Annotated in this window: 18 protein-coding genes; 9 read left to right on the plus strand and 9 right to left on the minus strand. The window is 72.4% G+C overall.

The window, feature by feature from the left end; translation table 11 throughout:
- Nucleotides 1–129: 129 nt before the first annotated feature.
- Both ACFWUQ_RS05445 and ACFWUQ_RS05450 read left to right on the plus strand, forming a co-directional pair.
- A complete protein-coding gene (locus ACFWUQ_RS05445) occupies nucleotides 130–702 on the plus strand; it encodes a DUF2243 domain-containing protein (protein ID WP_384533115.1) in 573 nt (190 codons plus the stop codon).
- Nucleotides 699–1,586, plus strand: coding sequence for a cytochrome c oxidase assembly protein (locus ACFWUQ_RS05450; RefSeq protein WP_384533118.1), 888 nt, complete (start codon nucleotides 699–701; stop codon nucleotides 1,584–1,586). Before ACFWUQ_RS05445 ends, ACFWUQ_RS05450 begins: the two co-directional genes overlap by 4 nt.
- On the opposite strand, the gene ACFWUQ_RS05455 is transcribed toward ACFWUQ_RS05450, so the two are convergent.
- Together ACFWUQ_RS05455 and ACFWUQ_RS05460 are read right to left on the minus strand one after the other, a co-directional pair.
- The gene (locus tag ACFWUQ_RS05455; RefSeq protein ID WP_384533121.1) at nucleotides 1,587–2,165 is read right to left on the minus strand and encodes a maleylpyruvate isomerase N-terminal domain-containing protein; all 579 of its coding nucleotides are present in this window, start codon (nucleotides 2,163–2,165) and stop codon (nucleotides 1,587–1,589) included. It lies immediately after the preceding gene.
- 202 nt (nucleotides 2,166–2,367) lie between these two features.
- Entirely contained in the window at nucleotides 2,368–3,240 is an 873-nt protein-coding gene (locus ACFWUQ_RS05460; protein ID WP_384533124.1) for a haloalkane dehalogenase, read from the minus strand.
- Between ACFWUQ_RS05460 and ACFWUQ_RS05465 the strand changes: the two genes are divergently transcribed.
- The gene (locus tag ACFWUQ_RS05465) at nucleotides 3,239–3,808 is read left to right on the plus strand and encodes a MarR family winged helix-turn-helix transcriptional regulator (RefSeq protein WP_384533127.1); all 570 of its coding nucleotides are present in this window, start codon (nucleotides 3,239–3,241) and stop codon (nucleotides 3,806–3,808) included. The genes ACFWUQ_RS05460 and ACFWUQ_RS05465 overlap by 2 nt on opposite strands.
- Before the next feature lie 205 nt (nucleotides 3,809–4,013).
- Here ACFWUQ_RS05465 and ACFWUQ_RS05470 read toward each other — a convergent pair whose 3' ends face one another.
- Together ACFWUQ_RS05470 and ACFWUQ_RS05475 are read right to left on the minus strand one after the other, a co-directional pair.
- Nucleotides 4,014–4,580 (minus strand): hypothetical protein, encoded by a 567-nt coding sequence (locus ACFWUQ_RS05470; protein WP_384533130.1) that lies wholly within the window; start codon nucleotides 4,578–4,580, stop codon nucleotides 4,014–4,016.
- Nucleotides 4,581–5,208: 628 nt separating this feature from the next.
- Nucleotides 5,209–6,567 carry a hypothetical protein gene (locus tag ACFWUQ_RS05475; RefSeq protein WP_384533133.1) on the minus strand — a complete coding sequence of 453 codons (1,359 nt, stop codon included), beginning with the start codon at nucleotides 6,565–6,567 and terminating at the stop codon, nucleotides 5,209–5,211.
- A gap of 99 nt (nucleotides 6,568–6,666) precedes the next feature.
- Between ACFWUQ_RS05475 and ACFWUQ_RS05480 the strand changes: the two genes are divergently transcribed.
- A complete protein-coding gene (locus ACFWUQ_RS05480; protein ID WP_384533136.1) occupies nucleotides 6,667–7,110 on the plus strand; it encodes a hypothetical protein in 444 nt (147 codons plus the stop codon).
- Nucleotides 7,107–10,028 carry a hypothetical protein gene (locus ACFWUQ_RS05485; protein WP_384533139.1) on the plus strand — a complete coding sequence of 974 codons (2,922 nt, stop codon included), beginning with the start codon at nucleotides 7,107–7,109 and terminating at the stop codon, nucleotides 10,026–10,028. Before ACFWUQ_RS05480 ends, ACFWUQ_RS05485 begins: the two co-directional genes overlap by 4 nt.
- Before the next feature lie 131 nt (nucleotides 10,029–10,159).
- Here ACFWUQ_RS05485 and ACFWUQ_RS05490 read toward each other — a convergent pair whose 3' ends face one another.
- Nucleotides 10,160–11,650, minus strand: a complete 1,491-nt coding sequence (locus ACFWUQ_RS05490) for a SpoIIE family protein phosphatase (protein WP_384533142.1) — start codon at nucleotides 11,648–11,650, stop codon at nucleotides 10,160–10,162.
- A 309-nt stretch (nucleotides 11,651–11,959) separates the two neighbouring features.
- A complete protein-coding gene (locus tag ACFWUQ_RS05495) occupies nucleotides 11,960–12,874 on the minus strand; it encodes a slipin family protein (RefSeq protein WP_384533145.1) in 915 nt (304 codons plus the stop codon).
- 430 nt (nucleotides 12,875–13,304) lie between these two features.
- On the opposite strand from ACFWUQ_RS05495, the gene ACFWUQ_RS05500 reads away from it, so the two are divergent.
- Nucleotides 13,305–13,487, plus strand: a complete 183-nt coding sequence (locus tag ACFWUQ_RS05500) for a hypothetical protein (RefSeq protein ID WP_384533148.1) — start codon at nucleotides 13,305–13,307, stop codon at nucleotides 13,485–13,487.
- Nucleotides 13,488–13,581: 94 nt separating this feature from the next.
- Here ACFWUQ_RS05500 and ACFWUQ_RS05505 read toward each other — a convergent pair whose 3' ends face one another.
- Nucleotides 13,582–14,589, minus strand: a complete 1,008-nt coding sequence (locus ACFWUQ_RS05505; RefSeq protein ID WP_384533151.1) for an NAD(P)/FAD-dependent oxidoreductase — start codon at nucleotides 14,587–14,589, stop codon at nucleotides 13,582–13,584.
- A 95-nt stretch (nucleotides 14,590–14,684) separates the two neighbouring features.
- Here ACFWUQ_RS05505 and ACFWUQ_RS05510 point away from each other — a divergent pair, with 95 nt between their 5' ends.
- Complete coding sequence (locus tag ACFWUQ_RS05510; RefSeq protein WP_384533154.1) at nucleotides 14,685–15,278, plus strand: helix-turn-helix domain-containing protein; 594 nt, start codon at nucleotides 14,685–14,687, stop codon at nucleotides 15,276–15,278.
- Between the two features lie 128 nt (nucleotides 15,279–15,406).
- On the plus strand, nucleotides 15,407–16,315 hold the full coding sequence (locus tag ACFWUQ_RS05515) for a class I SAM-dependent methyltransferase (protein ID WP_384533157.1): 909 nt from the start codon (nucleotides 15,407–15,409) through the stop codon (nucleotides 16,313–16,315).
- A 135-nt stretch (nucleotides 16,316–16,450) separates the two neighbouring features.
- On the opposite strand, the gene ACFWUQ_RS05520 is transcribed toward ACFWUQ_RS05515, so the two are convergent.
- Nucleotides 16,451–17,287, minus strand: coding sequence for a DUF1206 domain-containing protein (locus tag ACFWUQ_RS05520; RefSeq protein WP_384533160.1), 837 nt, complete (start codon nucleotides 17,285–17,287; stop codon nucleotides 16,451–16,453).
- Between the two features lie 223 nt (nucleotides 17,288–17,510).
- On the minus strand, nucleotides 17,511–17,702 hold the full coding sequence (locus ACFWUQ_RS05525; protein WP_384533162.1) for a DUF6381 family protein: 192 nt from the start codon (nucleotides 17,700–17,702) through the stop codon (nucleotides 17,511–17,513).
- A gap of 239 nt (nucleotides 17,703–17,941) precedes the next feature.
- Between ACFWUQ_RS05525 and ACFWUQ_RS05530 the strand changes: the two genes are divergently transcribed.
- Nucleotides 17,942–18,787, plus strand: coding sequence for a class II glutamine amidotransferase (locus ACFWUQ_RS05530; RefSeq protein ID WP_384533165.1), 846 nt, complete (start codon nucleotides 17,942–17,944; stop codon nucleotides 18,785–18,787).

Raw genomic sequence — 18,787 nt, forward strand, 5'->3', positions numbered from 1 at the left:
CCTGTCGGGCGCATGCGGGGCCGTGGCGACAGGCCGATCGGCGCGCGGAAGTTGTGGCCGCAGTGCTGAAACCACCGCGGTCGGGTACCCGGCCGTGTATCCGGACACCAGATCGGCGGAAGGTCCCCCATGTCGAGCAGCCTGAGCGCGGAACGTCGGCAACCGGGGGCCGGGGACCGGCCCCGCAGTCTGCGACGGCCGGGAATCATCCTCGGCGTGGGCCTGGGCGGCTTCGTGGACGGGATCGCCCTGCACCAGCTGCTCCAGTGGCACCACATGCTGACCAGCACCAACCACGACCGCATCGGAGTGAAGTACTACCCGGCCAACACCGTCTCAGGGCTGCGGATGAACACCGTGTGGGACGGGGTCTTCCATGCCGTCTGCTGGCTGGCGGTCCTCGCCGGCCTGGCCGTCCTGTACGGGCGGGTGACGCGTCACCGGCGCCGGGTGTGGACGTCGCCGGCACTGTGGGGCTGGATCCTGGTCGGCTGGGGCCTGTTCAACCTCGTCGAGGGCGTCGTGGACCACCACATCCTCGGCATCCACCACGTCTACGCCGGCGACCAGCAGCTCTGGTGGGACCTCGGCTTCCTCCTGCTGGGCGCCCTGCTCGTCGCAGCCGGCTGGATCATTCAACGCCGAGCGGCACCCTTCGACCCGGAGAGCGACGGGCCGGTGCGCGAGGCGCGTCCCTCGTGACAGGGCACCCCGCCCACCACGGCCCGGACGGCGGCCTGGCGCTCGACGTGGTGGCGCCGACGGCCTTCGTCCTGCTACTGGCCGGCGGATACGCCCTGATGGCGGCCCGCGCGCGACGCCGCAACGCGCAGGCCGGGTGGAGTTGGTGGCGCACCGGATGGTTCCTGGCCGGCTGCGGGCTCCTGGCGGCCGCCCTGCTGCCGCCGATCGCACCCTGGGCGCACGGGGACTTCCGCGGCCACATGCTCCAGCACCTGCTGATCGGCATGTACGCGCCACTCGGACTGGTGCTGGGCGCGCCGGTCACCCTGCTGCTGCGGAACCTGCCGCCCGCGCACGGCCGCCGCGTGACCGCGCTGGTGCGCAGCCGAGCGGCACACGTACTGGCCGATCCGCGCACCGCCCTGGCACTGAGCGTCGGGACACTGGCGCTGCTGTACTTCACGCCGCTGTACAACACCGTGTCGGCGAACACGGGACTGCACTGGCTGCTGCACGCGCACTTCCTGCTCGCCGGATGCCTGTTCGCGTACGTGATCGCGGGCCCCGACCCGGCCCCCACCCGGCCCAGTGTGCCGGTACGACTGGTTGTCCTGGGGGTGGCCATCGCCGCCCACGCGCTCCTCTCGCAGCTGATGTACGGCGGTTTCGGCATCAACATCCACGCGCCCGTCGACCAGGTCCAGGGCGGCGCCGAGATCATGTACTACGGCGGCGACAGCGCCGAGCTGCTCCTGGCCGCCGCCCTCGTGGCCACCTGGCGCCCCCGGAGCACCCGCTCCGTGGGCCAGCGGGCCGCGCCAGGATCCGCCCCCCTGCGGAAGCGGCGATCCTTCGCCGCACGGGGTTCGGGCTCGGTTCCCTTCCGCGCCCGGCTGCGCTGATCAGTCGGGTACTGCCGCCTGCCAGGTCCACGAGGTGCGGCGGGGACGTCCGTCAAGCTCGCCCCGACCGGTGCACCAGAGGAGGACGCGGTCCGGGTCGCCGGGCGGCGCGTCGGGGAAGAGGCGGCGGAGCACCACCGCGCAGAGCGACTCCGCGGGACGCCACGGCACCCCGAGCCCCGTGGCGATGTCATGGGTGTGCAGCAGGACCTCGGCGACGCCCATCGCCGCGAAGCCCGCCGGGTCGCACGGCCCCCAGTGCCAGGCACGCACCGCCGGGTCGGCCGCGGCCAGTGCACTACTGAGGAGTCCTCCGCCGGCCGTGACCACCTGGAGTACCTCGCGCGGGGAGGCATCGGGACGGACGGTCAGGTCGAAGGGCAGGTAGGCGCCGGCCGGGCGCGCCGCCACTTGCCCGGCGTAGGCCATCAGGTCGTGCGCGACGTGGGCGGCCGTTGCCCAGCAGCTCCATTCCAGCGACCCCGCCGGCACCGTCCAGTCATCCGCTGCGTGCGGGCTCAGCACCCGCACCATCTCGGCCACGGCCGTGTCGACATCTCGGTTGTCCGCGTAGCGCATCCCGCGATGCTAGTGCGGGGGCCGGACGAGGTCACCGGGGCGCGTCCGCCGGGGCGTGTTCGTCAGGGTGCGTTCGCCGGGTGCGTTTGCCGGGGCGCGTTCGGGCGGCCGCGTGGGTGAGCGGTCGCGTGGGTTTGCGGTTCGGTCGTCCGCAGGGGCGGTTCCTGGGGGCGGTTTCCTCGGGGCGGGCCCGCGGGCCGGCTCAGTAGGGCCGGTCGCCAGTCAGCGTGTGCCGCCGTGCCCATGCGTCGATCGCCTCGGCGATGGCGTGGGGTTGGTCCTCGGGGGCGTGGTGGCCGGCCGGTCCGCAGTGCCGGGTCTCCAGTGCGGCAATGTTCGCCGCGCACCATGCGGCCGTCTCCTCGCCGATCAGCAAGGTGGGGGAGGAGTCGAAGGTCAGGAGGAGCTTGGGTACCTCGCCGCTGCCGGCCAGCCACGTGACGTACTGCCCCACCCGGGCGGCGACATCGGCCGGACTCCCGTCCAGCGGTAGCGAGCGTGCCCACTCCAGAATCGGGCGCCTGCTCTCCCGCGTGGGGTACGGCGCCCGGTAGGCCCGCATGTCCGCCTCGCTGACCGGATTCAGCACGCCGCCGGTGAAGGCCGACTCCAGGAAGGCGTTCTGGTCCAGCACCAACGTCTCGCCCTGGGGGCCCCGCACGTTCTGGGCGCGCGTGCGCGGCCCGTCGCCCAGCTCGTTCCAGGACATGGGCCGCACCACGGTCTCGAAGAAGGCCACGCCGCGGACCCGGTCGGGGTGGCGGGTCGCCCAGTCGAAGGCGAGCGCGCCGCCCCAGTCGTGGCCGACCAGCACCACCCCGTTCAGGTTTAGCTGGTCGAACCAGTCGTCGAGGTAGCGGGCGTGGTCGGTGAACCGGTACGGCACGTCGGGCTTGCCGGAGCGGCCCATGCCGATCAGGTCGGGGGCGAGCAGGCGGGCGGGCAGGTCGATTGCGGGCAGCACCTTGCGCCACAGGTGGGATGAGCCGGGGTTGCCGTGCAGAAGGACGAAGGGAGTGCCGCGGCCGGCCTCCTCGTAGAACATCGTCGAGTCCAACACGTTGGCCACGGGCATGACCGTCTCCACTTCGTTCGTCGCACTAACAGTCTCTCGCCGGGCAGGCTATTTTGTTGGTGTGACGAACGCAAGGGATGACGCCATGGACAACTGCGGTACGGACAAGCCCCGTTCGGGTGATCGGCACGCCACTGCCGGGCGACTGCGGAATCTGCGGACCCGGCTTCTGTCGCTGGCCGCCATCCAGTCGGATCGACTGGTGAACGAGAAGCTGCTGCAGGCGGACGCCCGCAAGTGGCATTACGCGGTACTCGCGACACTCGACGAGTTCGGACCCGCGAGCCAGGCGGAACTGTGCTCCCGCACCGGGATCTACCGCAGCGACATGGTCACGGTCATCAACGAGCTGGCAGATCGCGGACTGGTGGAACGCTCTCCCAACCCCGCCGACCGCCGCCAGAATGTCATCACCCTTACCCGCCAGGGCCACGGCCACCTACTGCAACTGGACACACTGCTGACCCAGGCGGAGAACGAGGTGCTTGCCCCACTGACGCCGCCGGAGCGCGCAGAGTTGGCCCGCCTCCTCACCGTCCTGGTCCACCACCACACCCAGGACATGTGAGCCCGCCGCGCACCCCGCGGCGGGCTCGTCGGAACCGGCGCCTGCGCGCCGCACCTGCGCCCTCAAGGATCCGGCCGCTCCACACCCCCACCGGATCCGTTGCGCCGACTCGTAGGCCCCGCCCACGCGTACTCCTCGCCCCGTGACCGTGCGACATCGCCCGATCCGCGACCGAGCCGAATTGCGCGAGCGCCCTCCACACCTTTCAGATGTGGGAAGTGATGCCGGTGGCAGGGTCGTGGGAGATCAACGTCAGCATCCCCGGGTAATACTGGACGGTCTCGCCGGTCAGCAGGGCCTGTCGTTGACTGGCCGTTGCGACCTCGACCAGGAATCGCAGTACGGCGGCCACCCCCACCCCGTCGAGGACGTCCTGGGGCCAGACGGAGAACTCGATCTCCTCCTCGAACAAGGGCAAGGCGAAGAACCACATGGCGCCGAAGCGGGCCCGGAAAGCGAAAGCCGTCGCCTGGCCCTCGGGGTCGTCTGCCCAGGCGGCGAAGAGGTCGGTGAAGGCGGGATGCACAGGATCGAGCTGGGGGTAGGGGTGCTCCACCTCGGTCTCGTCGGCTACAGCACGCAGATGTTCGAGGACGGCGATCCACTCGACGCGGGTCGTATCGAGAACCCGAATGTCCCTCAGGCTGCCGTCGAGATGGAAGACATCGCACATCCACGGCTCGGGCAGGCACCGCGTGCGGGCACCGTGCTCACGGACGTGGACATCCTCGTGCGCCAACTCGACCCAACCCTTGGCACCTGTCTCGCTCATGACACGAAGGTAGTAGGTCGCCACGGTAGGGAAGGACCCGCCCGGCGGTTCAGCTGCGCCATCACAAGATCCCCCGACAGAGCCGAAGACCGTGAACGCTCACACCATGGGCACAGCCACAGCCACAGCCACAGCCACAGTCGACAGCCACGGCCACAGCCATGGCCGACGGCCGCCGTGCCTACGGCGAACTCCTGGCCGCCTGTGATCCAGAGCGAGACGCCAGGCAGCAACCCCGTACGGGCTGGAGGCGGCCCGGCTGGCCTTCGGGTTCTCTGCACGCCAAGCAACTGGTTATCGGCCGGGCCCGGACCCTGGTCCTCGGCATCAATGCGTTTACGTACCCCGGCGCCGACTTCCGCGCGGAGGTCGCTGCCCTCACCCTCGACGGCTGGATCCACCGCCGCTTCCGGTTCACCCCCTGCGACGCCTCGGTGACGTACGACAAACCCTCCCACCGCTTCGCCCTCACTTGGCCGAGCCCGGCCGCCCCCTTCGCCGACGAGCTCCCCTCACCAGACCCAGCCCGAGTTGTTGCCGACGAGTGTTCTCACGGTGTTCGACCCGGCGGTGGCCGGTCGGTACGGCCCGTGGCGAGGACTCCGGCCGGGAAGCCGCTCAGACCGGGTCAGGCGCCCGAGCGGTGTGCCAGGACGTCCCGCAGCAGCGCCAGCGCCTGCAGGTCCTGCGGATCGTGCGGGGCGGGGCCGGCGTCGTCTCGGGGGGCCGGGAGGTTGTGAGTGGTCAGGGTCGCCAGCGGGCGCAGCAGCGGGGCCTGCGGATGGTGGAAGTCGTGGACGGTCAGGGTGGGGGCGGCGACGCCGCCGTAGGCGCCCACGGCGGCGAACCGGCCGTCGGCGGAGGCGGTGACGGCGCGGACGGTCCGGGGTGTGTGGCCGGCTTCCGTCAGGGAGCGCGGCACGCCGGCCGGGTCGAGGGTGACCGGATCGAAGAAGAGGTACCGGCCCTCGCTCCCCGCGTGTCCGGCCACCACGCCCCAGGCGGGGACGGCGCAGAGACCGCCGAGGGGTGGCGCCTCGCCGACCGCCTCCAGGGTCAACGCCTCGTGCGGTTCCCTGCGCCAGCGGCTGAGTCCGCCGCCCGCCCCGCAGGCCACCAGGGTGTCGGGCCCGGTGAACACCAGCTCCCGCACTGGCCCGCGCGGCACGGGGACGACGGTGCGGGCGATCAGGTGCTCCGCCCTCGCGTCGGTCACCACGATGTCCCGTTCACCGCCGAAGGCGACGGCGAGGCCGTCCGGGGCGACGGCGAGGCGGTGTGCGGCATCGAGCCCCCACGGGGCCAGGTCCATGATTCCGGCGGCGAATTGCGGACCGGCGACGATCACGGCCGGCTGCAGCGCGCTGCCCGCCACGAAGCCGACCGCCGTACCGGCGGGCCGCATCCCGGTCAGGGCCGCCCCCTCCGCGACCGGGCTGACGCTGTCGGGCGTGTAGTGCACCAAGGTCCGGCGGTGGCCGGGCCTCCTACGGACGGCGATGACGTTCTCCTCGTCGACGCAGGCGACGGCGTCGTGCTGGAGAGGGCCGCGGTAGATGTCATGCCAGTCACCGTCGCGCAGCATGGCGATCCGGGTGGCGCCGTCCGGTTCCGCGCTGGTGAGCGTGAGCACGGGCGCGCCGACACCGAAGGACAGCCGTGCGGCGGGGCCGGTGATGACCGGATGGACACAGGCGGACGCCCGCGCGGCCCTCACGGCCGCCCGTGCGACCAGGGCCTCGTCGGCGGCGGCGAGACGGGCGAGCGGGCCCTCACCGGCGGCGGCGAGACGGGCGGGCAGCGGGGTCCCGTCGTGGCCGGCCGCGAAGAGGTCGCCGTAACGCTTCGCCAGACGTACCGCGTCCGAAAGCGGCACGGAGGTGATGAGCTCCCGGAGCACGCCGCGATGCCCGGCCCGCAGGTGCGCGGCGGCCCGCCGATCGATCCCGGGGCCGTCGTCCCACATCATGCGCCGGACCGTGTCCATGGCCAACTCCTGCCGCTGCCGTGGCCCTTCATGATGCCTCGCTGCCCGCGCCCGGGGCTACGCTGGGTCCTGGACGCGGGGGATACGGGGAGGCGTGCGATGACGGATCCGATGTCGGCACTCGCGATGGCGGGAGCGACCACCATCGTGGTGGCCATGGCCACCAGCGCGTGGGAGGGCGCCCGCGAGCGGGTGGTGGAGGTGTTCCGGCGCAGCGGTGACGACGGGGCGGCCGCGATCGAGGCGCAGTTGGACGGCGACGCGCGGCTGGTCGCCGACGAGGAGGACGCCGACGGCGCACGCCAGGACCTCCTGCGGCCCTGGGCGCGCCGGCTCGCGGCGCTGCTGCGGGAGCACCCCGAGGCCACTGAGGAACTGCGTCGGGCCGTCGAGGAGGTGGCGGCCGGACTGCCCAGGACCGCGCAGCACTGGACTCAGAACGTCACGGCGCACGGGAGCGGCACGGCGTTCGGGGCCCAGGGTCCGGGCAGCAGTGTCCACATCCACCGGGGGGGCACGTCGGAGGACGGCCCCCGGCGGTGAGCGGCCCCGAGCCGGACGACGCCGGCGCCGGGCCCTTCGTACGGCAGGTGGTGCGGGCGGAGGGCGGCTTCGCGTACGGGGTGATCGGCGCGGACATCCACGTGTTCGGCGACGGCCGGCCGGTGTACGTACTGCGGAGCTGGGCGGGACCGCCCGCGGCCGATCCCGAGTGGTTGCTGGAGCTGCCCAGCAGGATGCTCAGCGCCCGACACGAGGTCGTACCGTTCACCGGACGTGAGGGGGACGCCGCCGCGCTGCGGACGTGGCGCGACACACCACGTCGGCTCGCGGCCCGCTGGCTTCACGGCCCCGGCGGGCAGGGCAAGAGCCGTCTCGCCGCGCGGCTCGGCGCCGAGTCCCGCGCCGAGGGCTGGCTCGTGGTCGTCGCCGTGCACGGAGCCGGCACGGTGCTGCCCCCGCCCGGAAGCCAGGACCTGCGGGCGGAGGGCGCGACCGGGGTCCTGGTGATCGTCGACTACGCGGACCACTGGCCGTTGCCGGACCTGGCCTGGCTGTTCAGCAACGCGCTGCTGCACCGGCCCGGACTGCCCGCACGGCTCCTGCTGCTGGCCCGTGACGCCACCGGCTGGCCCGCGGTGCGCGCGACGCTGGCCGACGTGGAGGCCGCCACCTCGCGCCAGACGCTGCAGGCACTGGCCGACGACGGGGAGGAGGGAGGCGACCGGGCCGCCATGTTCCGTGCCGCCCGGGACGCCTTCGCCGACCGATACGGGCTCGCGGCACCGGACGCGATCGGAGCGCCGGTGGTGCTGGCGGAACCGGAGTTCGGCCTCACACTGACCGTGCACATGGCGGCGCTCGCGGCCGTGGACGCCCGCCGGACGGGCCGCCGCCCGCCCGCCGACGCGGCGGGCCTGACGACGTACCTGCTGGACCGGGAGCAGCGGCACTGGGCACGCCTGGCCGACACGCCCGGATACGTGACGCCGCCGGCCGTGATGAACCGGGCGGTCTTCGCGGCCGCGCTCACCGGCGCGGTCGAACGGCGTACGGGCACGGCGGCGGTCGATGCGCTGCGTCTGCCGCTTCCCACCGGGACCGTGCTCGCCGACCACGGGACCTGCTATCCCCCCGAGGACCCGGCACGGCCCACGGTGCTCGAACCGCTGACACCCGACCGGCTGGCCGAGGAGTTCGTCGCGCTGACCCTGCCGGGTCACCCCGCCGACTACCCGGCCCACGACTGGGCGCCGACCGCTCTGGACGCGCTCCTGCCGCGAACCGGCGACGCCCCGGCCGCGCCCTGGCTGTCCCGCGCGATGACGGTGCTGGTCAGTGCGGCCGACCGCTGGCCACACATGCGCCACCAGCACCTGTACCCCCTGCTCCGGCAGGCGCCCTGGCTGGCCGTCGCGGCCGGCGGTGCGCCGTTCGGTGCGCTGGTGGCGCTCGACGACATCGACTTCGAGCTGCTGGAGGCCATCGCGGCGTACCTGCCGCGTCGCGACGACGCCGTACTCGATCCGGCGGCGGCCGCCTTGGCCGTCCGGCTGGTGGACCACCGCATGGCGGCGACGGACGACCCGGCGGCGCACGCCGCCATACAACTCAGCCTCGGCTCGAATCTCGCCGGAGCAGCCCGCTACGACGAGAGCCTGGCCGCGGCGGAGCGCGCGGTAACGCTCTACGAGGCGGTTGCCCGCGCCGATCCCGAGCGTTACGAGTCAGACCTCGCCGCCGCCCTGAACAACCTCGCCAAGGAGCTGGACCGCGAGCGGCGCGGCGACGAGGCGCGGCACGCGATCGAGTCGGCGGTCGCCATCCGAAGGAGACGGCTGCGCCCGGGTCACGACAGCGATACCGCCGCTCTGGCGCTGTCGCTGTCGAACTACGCCATCCGTATGCGGAACGAGGGGCGGCGGGTGGAGGCCGTGCGGGCCAACGCCGAGTCCTTGACGCTGTACGCCCAGGTGGCGGCGGCCCGGCCCGGGTGGTACGACCGCGATCTGGCCGCCACCCTCGTCAACCTCGGCAGCTCCCTGGACAGCGCTCTCCGTGTCGACGCCGCAGTGGCCGCCACCCGGCGCGCGGTGGCCATCCTCCGGCCGCGGGCACGCGACGACCCGGCCGCGTACGAGGGCCTGCTGTCCCAGGCCCTCATCAATCTGGCGGGCATGCTGGTGAGCGGGGGACGGGGACACGAGGTCATTGTCGCGCGGGTGATCAACGAGGGCGGGGTGCCCAGCGACGACCTGCTGCGCCGGCGGGGATGGCGCACCGAGGCACTGGCGGCAGCCACGCAGGCCGTGGAGATCCGCCGCCGGCAGGCACGGGCGAATCCGGCGGCGCTCAACAGCGACCTGGCCGGTGGGCTCCGGTCGCTGGCCCGGGTGCAGGAGGCCGTGGGACTGCGGGACGAGGCGCGCGTGACCGCTCACGAGGCGGACGGCCTGGAAAGGAGCGTGGACCCCCGCAGGCGGCCGTGGACCGCACCGGAGCAGGTGGAGGATGGTCCGTGGCACGCCGTCGACGAGGTACTGGTCGGCCTGTACCGCTATCTCGCGGCCACCGAGGTGACAGTCCACGGGCCCACCCTGGTGTTGCTCCTGGGGATCCCACGCGACGGGAGCCGGGATCCGGAGGCCCTGGCCGAGGCCCTGGAGGTCCGCCGTCGGCTCGCCGACGCCGATCCCGTGACGTACGAGCCGGTCCTCCTGTACGAGATGAGGCAGTTCGCGTGGGAGCTGTGGTGGGCGGGACGGCGCGAGGAGGCCGTGGAGATGCTGGAAGAGGCGGTCGACCTGGCCCGTGCGCTCGCCACGGAGGCGCCCGGGACATACCGCGACCGCTTCCTCCGCTACACCGAGGACCTGGCCGCTTGGCTGCGGGCGGTCGGACGCCGCCGTGACGCGCGGGCGGTACGGCGAGCGGCACGACGGGACGCCCGCGAGGCGTGAGCGAGGCGCGACGGGGCGCCCGCGAGGCATGAGCGGCGCGACGGGACGCCCGCGAGGCGTGACCGTGGAGGCGCCGGTGCCGGGCCGTCGGGCAGCAACGGGGTCCGTCGGGGCAAGCCGGCAGGAAGAGATCAGTGCGGTGTGGCGCGGGCGATGAGCAGGGCTACGTCGTCATGGTCTCCCGGGTGGCGAAGGGTGTGCAGGAGGTGGTCGCAGGTGTCGTCCAGTGAGCGGTGGGGGTCGTCGAGGGCGTCGAGGAGGACGTGGAGGCGGGTGTCGATCGGCTCGTGGCGGGTCTCGACCAGGCCGTCGGTGTACAGGACGAGCTGGTCGCCTGCCTCCATGGCGAGGCTGGTGGTGTGGAAGGTGACGCCGCAGCCGCCCAGCGGGGCGCCGGTGGGCAGGGCGAGGAGCTCGCGGGTGCCGTCCCGGCGCAGGAGGACGGGCGGCAGGTGTCCGGCGAGGGAGAGGTGACACCGCGCCGTTCGGGGGTCGTAGACGGCATAGACGCAGGTCGCGTAGGTGTCGAGGCCTTCGGTGACGTGGTCGAGGTGGTGCAGGACCTTGGCGGGGTCGAGGTCGAGGTCGGCCAGTGTGCGCACCGCGGTGCGCAGCTGGCCCATGGTGGCCGCGGCCGCGACTCCGCTTCCCATGACGTCGCCGACGACGAGTGCGGTCTTGTCGCCGCGCAGGGGGATGACGTCGAACCAGTCGCCGCCGATCTCCATGGTGGCCTGGGCGGGGCGGTAGCGGGTGGCGACTTCCAGGCCGGGACGGCTCGGGGGTGTGCGGGGCAGCAGGCTGTGCTGGAGGGTGAGGGCCGTGTGGCGCTGCTCCTCGACGGCGCGGTGCCGCTCGGTGACATCGACGCTGGAAGTGGCCACGCCCAGCACGTCCCCATTGGGGGCTTCGAGCCGGTAGAAGGAGATCGACCAGGCGTGATCGTGATCGGGGTCCGCCGGCGTACGGCCGACGGTGTACTGGTCCACGATGGGGACGCCGGTGGCCAGGACCTCGCGCATCGCCGCTTCGAACGACGCGTCCACGGCGGGCAGCACCTCGTGGACGTGCCGGCCGATGTGCTCAGCGGCCGGTACCCCGTTGAGGCGCTCCTCGGCGGGGTTGACCGACACGTACCGCAGGTCGGTGTCCAGCACGCCCAGTCCGATCGGCGACTGGGCCACCAGCCGGGCGGACAGGGCCAGGTCCCGTTCGACCTGGCGTACCGTCGCCTGGTCGGCGGCCAGGCCGAGGGCGTAGTACTCCTCCTGGGAGTCCAGCAGCCGCATATTGCGGAACTCGACGATGCGCGTACTGCCGTCCTTGTGCCGCATGGGGAAAGTGCCGGCCCAGTCGCCCCTGCCCTCCATGACCCGAGCGAACATGCCCAGCACGACCTGCAGGTGGTCTTCGTGGACCAGCAAACGGCCCGCGAATGCGCCGAGCGCCTCATCGGCGGTGTATCCGAACAGGTCCTCGGCCTGTGGGCTCCACAGGTCGATCCTGCCCTCGGCATCGAGCAGAACGGCCGCCACGCTCAGTACGTCGAGCAGGCCGCCCGGCCGGGTGGGAACGGCGCCCGCCCCGTCGGGATCGCCCCGTGAGGGCTCGGTCGCACCCATATCCGGGGTCTCCTTCCGGCCGCAGAAGGCCGTTGCCCTGTGCCGGCTGTGATCACGTTCCGGCGCCTGTGCTCAGGATCATCCCATCGTCTCTCCTCGCCGGCCGTGCACGCACAGACACGCCAGAGTGCCGGGGGACAGCCGCTTGGTGTCCACGGCCGTGGGGCGCTTGCGTCCGCTGATCTTTTCGCACCGTGACACCCGCGCGCGTCGCGGTGGCCGACCCGGAGGCTGCGTTCGGGCAGCGCTCCGTTCAGGCTGCGCGTCGTTCAGACGACGCGTCGCTCAGGCAGCGCGCCGTCCCCGGGGCTATGCGGCTCTCCGGTCCGCCGCAGGTGCCGGCACGGTGTCAGGCAGTGCGGGAGCGGCGCCGTTCGTCGCGGGGGAGCCGGACGGCGGTTCCCCCGGGGCGGGGGCGCTGCGCGGCGTCTGACCGGCGGAAGTCCTGTCCGTGCCGGCCTGCGGCGGGGTGGCGCGTTCCAGGAAGCGCAGCAGCTCGACGGGGAACGGCAGGACGAGGGTGGAGTTCTTCTCGGCGGCGACCGCGACCACCGTCTGCAGCAGCCTCAGCTGGAGGGCGGCGGGCTGGTCGGACATCACGGCGGCGGCTTCCGCCAGCTTCTTGGACGCCTGGAGCTCGGCATCGGCGTTGATGATCCTGGCCCGGCGTTCGCGGTCGGCCTCGGCCTGCCGCGCCATGGACCGCTTCATCGTCTCCGGGAGGGAAACGTCCTTGATCTCCACCCGGTCGATGGTCACGCCCCACTCGACAGCCGGACTGTCCATCATCAGTTCCAAGCCCTGGTTCAGCTTCTCGCGGTTGCAGAGCAGCTCGTCGAGATTGCTCTTGCCGAGGATGGAGCGGAGCGAGGTCTGCGCCATCTGGGAGACGGCGAACCGGTAGTCCTCGACGCGGATGATCGCATCGACGGGGTCGACGACCTTGAAGTAGATGACGGCGTCCACCCGGACGGTGACGTTGTCGCGCGTGATGCCGTCCTGGGCGGGCACCGGCAGGGTCACGATCTGCAAGTTCACCTTGTGCATCCGGTCCACACCCGGAACGATCATGGTGAACCCGGGCCCCCGGACCTGGCCGCGCAGGCGCCCGAAACGCAGCACGACACCTCTCTCGTACTGCCGGACCACTCGGGCTCCCGCCACCAGGAACACCAGGCCGGCGACGCCCATGAGGGCCAGCATGATCAGCAGCTCTCCGGCCATGGCGAACCATCTCCCTCCAGTGCACCTCTCTTCAATATGCCCCTTTTGCCATTCTTTGACCCTCGTGTCGGACGAAGCTTTGGGATGCCCGGCGACTATCCGGCTGCCGTGGCTGAGATGTCCGTTTCACGCCGCAGGCGCTGCTCGGTCCAAGGAGCGGTTGCCGCCCCCGACGGCCTGGCCGAAGGCTCGACACGGGCAGGCCCCGGCCGTTGTCCCGTGCCTGGTCCCCCGCACAGGGCCTTGTCAGTGGCCTTGTCTGCCCGGGCCGGTAGTGCTCCAGGCGGCGGCGCTCGCCTCAGTCGCGGGGGCGTCGGACGCATCCGACGTCCCCGCCACCTGCTGGCAACCGCCCCGCCCCGCGCAGCCCGGGCCGATCGACGCGCTGTTCCGGCCCGGGACGCGTGTGAGCGACGGGTACCACTCCGAGATGACCGTCGTGGAGCCGCGCCGGATCGGAACCCTCCGGGTGCCGAGCGGGCTGCTGGCCGTATCCGGCCCGGACAGCCTGCCCGACGACGGCCCCACCGTCACGGTCAGCGTCCCGCCGGGGGAGTACGGGGTCCAACTGGCGGTCTCTCGTATCCAACTCCACGGTCAGCTGGGTACGTGAGGAGGAGCGCGGCGGCCGGGCGTTGGAGCCCGTGAAGGCGGATCGCCCATTCGTAGCAGCAGGTTCCGTGGTCGTGCGGTTTGCCGGCGCCGCGTCAGTTCGTCTTGGCCTGTACGGCGGCGAGGGCCGCGGCGGTGTCCGCGGTGGCCAGCGCGGCGTTGATGTGGGAACCGGCCAGGGCGCCGGCCGCGGCGGACGCGCCGATCTGGGCGGTGAGGTCGGTGGCGTTGCCGGCCACCCACACGCCCGCGATCTCCGTGGCTCCGGCCGTGGCGGAGGCGAAGCGCCGGCCCATGGCGTCGGGCAGGTCCTCCATCGGCAGCTTGAGCCCTTCCAGGCCCTCGGTGCGGGCTTGCAGCTGCGGGGCGACGGCCAGGACCCGGCGCTCCACGATGGTGCCGTCGGTCAGGCGCACGCCGGCGATGGCGCCGTCCTGGTCGTCGACGACTTCCCGCACCGGGGTGTCGAGTACGCGGATACCGCGGGCGGCGAACCGTGCACGGGTGTCCGCGTCCAGGCCGGCGCCACGGGTGAAGTAGACCAGGTCGCTGCTCAGTTGCCGGAACAGCAGCGCGTGGTGCACGGAGGCGGGCCCGGTGGCGAGGATGCCGATCGGCTCGTCGCGTACCTCCCAGCCGTGGCAGTAGGGGCAGTGCACCACGCCGCGGCCCCAGTGCTTTGCCAGGCCGGGCACCTCGGGCAGCACATCGCGCAGACCGGTGGCCACCAGCACGCGGCGCGCCGTCAGAGCGCGGCCGTCGGCCAGGCCGATGGCGAACCGCGGATCCCCTTGGGGCGACGGCGCGGCGGGCGCGGCGGAGGCCACCTCGCCGAAGACGATGCGGCCGCCGTACTGGCGTACCTGTTGGCGGCCCCGCTTGAGGATCTCGGAGGGCGGCGTGCCGTCCAGGACGATGAAACCGTGCATCGCCGCGGCGGGCGCGTTGCGCGGGGTGCCGCTGTCGATCACGACGACCGAGCGGCGGGAGCGGGCCAGCATCAGCGCGCCGTTCAGCCCCGCGGCCCCGCCGCCGATCACTACCGTGTCGACCGTCCGGCCGGGCAGCGTGTCACTTTCGTAGGCCTGAGTCGTCTCGGACATCGTCCTACCCCTTCCTCGTGCGCGGCCCGAGATCGTCCGGACCAGCTGCTCACGACGCTAATCCCGGCTTGCATCCCAGGCATACGATGTTGCCCATGACGCAAGAAGATGGAGAGTTGGACGGCCTCGTACGCAAACGCATCCGGGCTCTGCGGGTGGCGCAGGGGTGGTCCCTGGAGGAACTGGCCACCCGCGCGAACCTCAGCCAGTCCTCGCTCAGCCGTATCGAGAACGGCCGGCGCCGCCTCGCACTGGACCAGCTCCTCACCCTCGCCCGCGCCCTGGACACCACCCTCGACCAGCTCGTCGAGACGGCCACCGACGATGTCGTCATCAGCCCGACGATCGACGGGGTCCACGGCCGGATGCGCTGGCCGGTGAAGGGTGACCCCGGCATCAGCGTGGTGCGTCAGCGCCTGACCGAACCGCCGCCCGACAACCCGGCGCGCATGCGCGCCCACCCGGGGCGCGAATGGCTCGTCGTCCTGTCCGGCACCGCGATCCTCATGCTCGGCCACCGCCGCTTGCGCATCGAGACCAACCAGGCCGCCGAGTTCCCCACGATGATGCCGCACGCCATCGGCGCCGAAGGCGGGCCCTGCGAGATCCTGGGCATCTTCGACCGCGACGCCCGCCGCGGCCACCAGAACGAAGCCCCCGGCCGTCAGAGCCCGGCCGCCCCCGAGTGACAGGGCGGCCGCACGCAAGGCCCCGCTCGGGGCCGCCGTCTTGCGCACCAGGCAGCAAACCCGACCATTATCTTGCGCAATCAGGGAGCTGGCATGCCGCAGGCGCATAGCCGTCCTAGCGTGAGGGCATGACCCAAGCACCCCCGCACAACCCCCATTCCGACGCTCCGCACGGACACGGACACGGACACGGACACCGAAACGAACATCAACAACTCCAGCAGCAGGGAACCGGCGGCCAGGCGGAGATCCTCGACCTGGACGCCGAGGTCCTCGCCGAGCACACGGCCTCCATCACCGCATGGCTCCCGCTGACCGCCGGCCCCCGCCAGATCGTGGATCTGGGCTGCGGCACCGGGGCGGGGACCTTCGCCCTCCTCGACCGCTTCCCCGATGCGCACGTCACCGCCGTCGACACGTCGGCCGAGCACCTCCAGCGCCTGCGCGAGAAGGCGTGCGCCCGCGGCGTGGAGGAGCGCGTGCGCACCGTGCAGGCCGACCTCGACGCCGCCGAGTGGCCCGACCTCGGTTCACCGGACCTGGTGTGGGCGTCGGCCTCGATGCACCACATGGCCCGCCCTGACCGCGTACTGCGCACCGTCCACGACCTGCTCACCCCCGGCGGGCTGTTCGCCGTGGTGGAACTGGCCGGCTTCCCCCGCTTCCTGCCCCCGAGCGCCCCCAGGGACCGGCCCGGCCTGGAAGAACGCGTCCACGCCGCGAGCGACCGCACGCAGGCCGAGCACATGCCCCACCGCGGCGCCGACTGGGGCCCGATGCTCACCGACGCCGGATTCACCGTCGAGGACGAACGCACCATCACCGTGAACATCGAGGGCTCCCGCAGCGAAGTGATCGGCCGCTACGCCCTCGGCGGCCTGCAGCGCATCCGCGGCGCCGTCGCCGAGACCCTCGCCCCCGAGGACCTCACCGCGCTCGACCAGCTCCTCGACACTGACAGCCCCCACAGCATCCTGCGCCGCGACGACCTGACCATGCGCACCGAGCGCACCGTCTGGGCCGCCCGCCGCACCTGATCCCCCGCACCCCGGACCGCCAGCCCGGCGGCACCGCAATGATCGCCGTCCGGTACAGCCTGGACGCGGACGCGGCCGTGGACGCGGAGACGGGCCGGGGCGTGGCCCCGGCCCGTCGTGTCTCTCGCGTGTGCGTCACACCTGGCGCCACCGGGCGAGGCACCAGGAGAACAGCCCGAACAGGACGAGCCCCACCGCCACCACCACGAGGAGCCACGGGCCCGCCGGGGTCTGCGCGAACGCCCGCAGGGTGTCGTCGACACCCCGGGCCTTGCTCGGGTCGTAGTTCAGGGCGGCGTAGAAGAGGAAACCGCCCGCCGCCGTGAACACCGCGCCCCGGGCGACGCCGCCGGTGACGCCGAGGAAGTCCACGGCCTTGCGCCAGCCCTGCGACACCGTGCCCATGGCCAGCTTCTTACGGAACTTGCGCATGGCGGCCGATACGGCGATGACCACACCGGCGATGGCGATCGCCGCCCCGGTCAGGCCGACCAGCCACTGCCCCGCAGGCAGGTCCAGCACCTTGGATGTGACGTCGCGGGACTGCTGGTCACCCGACTGTGATCCACCGGAACCGGCCGCGAAGGACAGGACGGAGAACGCCATGACGGCGTAGAAGATCGCCCGAGCGGTCGACGCGAGCCGCTTCGTGGCCTTGTCGCCGTCGGGTCCCACGGCGCCGAACAGTGCCTCGGACAGCCGCCACAGCATCATGCACACCAGGCCCACACCCACCGCCCAGATGAGGACGGCGCCCACCGGGTGCCCCGCCATCTCCTGGAGCGCGCCCTGGCGGTCGGCTTCCTGACTGGTCTCGCCGAAGGCGACACGGACGGCCATGACTCCGACCAGTACGTACAGCACGCCGCGAGCCGCCAGCCCGCAGCGGGCCACGACCTCACGGCCCGTTCCGCCGCGGGACGCGGCCTGCGTGCCCCCGCGCACCATCCGGTTCTGTTCGGCGTGCGACATCGGAACCCTCCCGTCATGGGCGCAACGGTCCGGGGTGGCTCATCGCACCGCCCCCCGCGCGCCAGATGCTCAGACGGGCGGCTACCCGGCTTCGGCCGCTCCATGCCTCGCCCGGCACCGACGCGTACGCCTCGACCCCCGACGCGCGCACGCCGAAAGCACGGCCGGGGACGGGAGAGAGCTGACGAGGTAGTACGGGGGCGGTCGGGAGGCGCGGCCGGACCTACAGGGGGTGGTCCATGCCCCGGTCGTCCATGCGGCTCTCCTGCTCGCTCTGCGCCTGGAGGCGGCCGGCCTTCTCGCGCAGCCGGCGGCTCTCGTCCGGGTCGGTGGAGCGCTCCGCAGCCGCGTTCAGCTCCTTGGCCTTCTCGCGCATCTGCCGGGACCGGCCCTGCGACTCGCCTGCAACACTCATGATCACTCCTCGGGTCCGAAAGCCCGTACATCCGTGGGTGAGGACGGGCGGAATCAGCGAAGCAGCAGCTCCCCATGTCCGCATCTCGAACCGTTACGGAGCGTCCGCGCCAGGACACCTCCCCGATACCCTCCCGGGCGACCCGCGCGCCGCCCGTTGCGCCGTCCGGCCGACCGGGGCAGGCCCCGCCCCGGCGCGGGGTATTACGCTCGGAGCAGGCTGAGAAGGGGATGATGTCCATGTGTCGCTGGCTCGCCTACTCGGGTTCGCCCATCGTGCTCGACGCCGTGCTCTACCGACCGGAGCACTCGCTCATCAACCAGAGCCTCTACGCGCGCCTGGGCGCCGAGTCCACCAACGGCGACGGCTTCGGTGTCGGCTGGTACAGCACGGACGGCGTCGGGGACGGCACTCCGGCCGTCTTCCGCGACATCGCGCCCGCGTGGAACAACCGCAACCTGCGCGAGCTGGCCGGGCATGTGCGGTCACCGCTGTTCTTCGCCCACGTCCGCGCCTCCACGGGGTCGGCCATCCAGCAGACCAACTGCCACCCCTTCCGGCACGGGCGCTGGCTGTGGATGCACAACGGGGCGATCACGGACTTCCAGCGGCTCCAGCGGGACCTGTGCATGGCCGTGGACCCCGCCCTGTTCCCCGCGATCGAGGGTTCGACCGACTCCGAGGTGATGTTCTACCTGGCGGTCACCTTCGGCCTGGACCAGGACGTGCCGGGGGCGGTGGCGCGGATGGCCGGCTTGGTGGAGCGGCTCGGCAAGGAGCATGGCGTCGCCGACCCGCTCCAGATGACGGTGGCGGTGAGCGACGGCGAGCGGCTGTGGGCGTTCCGGTACTCCAGCCAGGGCCGGTCCCGGTCCCTCTTCCACAGCAGCCGGGCCGACACCGTCCGGCACCTCCACCCGGAGCTGGACTTCCTCAACGACGTCTCCGACGCCACGCGCCTCGTCGTCTCGGAGCCCCTGGGGAACCTGCCCGGCATGTGGAACGAGATCCCGGAGGCGAGCTACACCGTGGTCCCCGCGATCCCGGGCGTGGACTACCTCCCGTTCATCCCCGAGGTGCCGTGA

The sequence above is a fragment of the Streptomyces sp. NPDC058662 genome (assembly GCF_042716255.1).
Classification (GTDB): domain Bacteria; phylum Actinomycetota; class Actinomycetes; order Streptomycetales; family Streptomycetaceae; genus Streptomyces.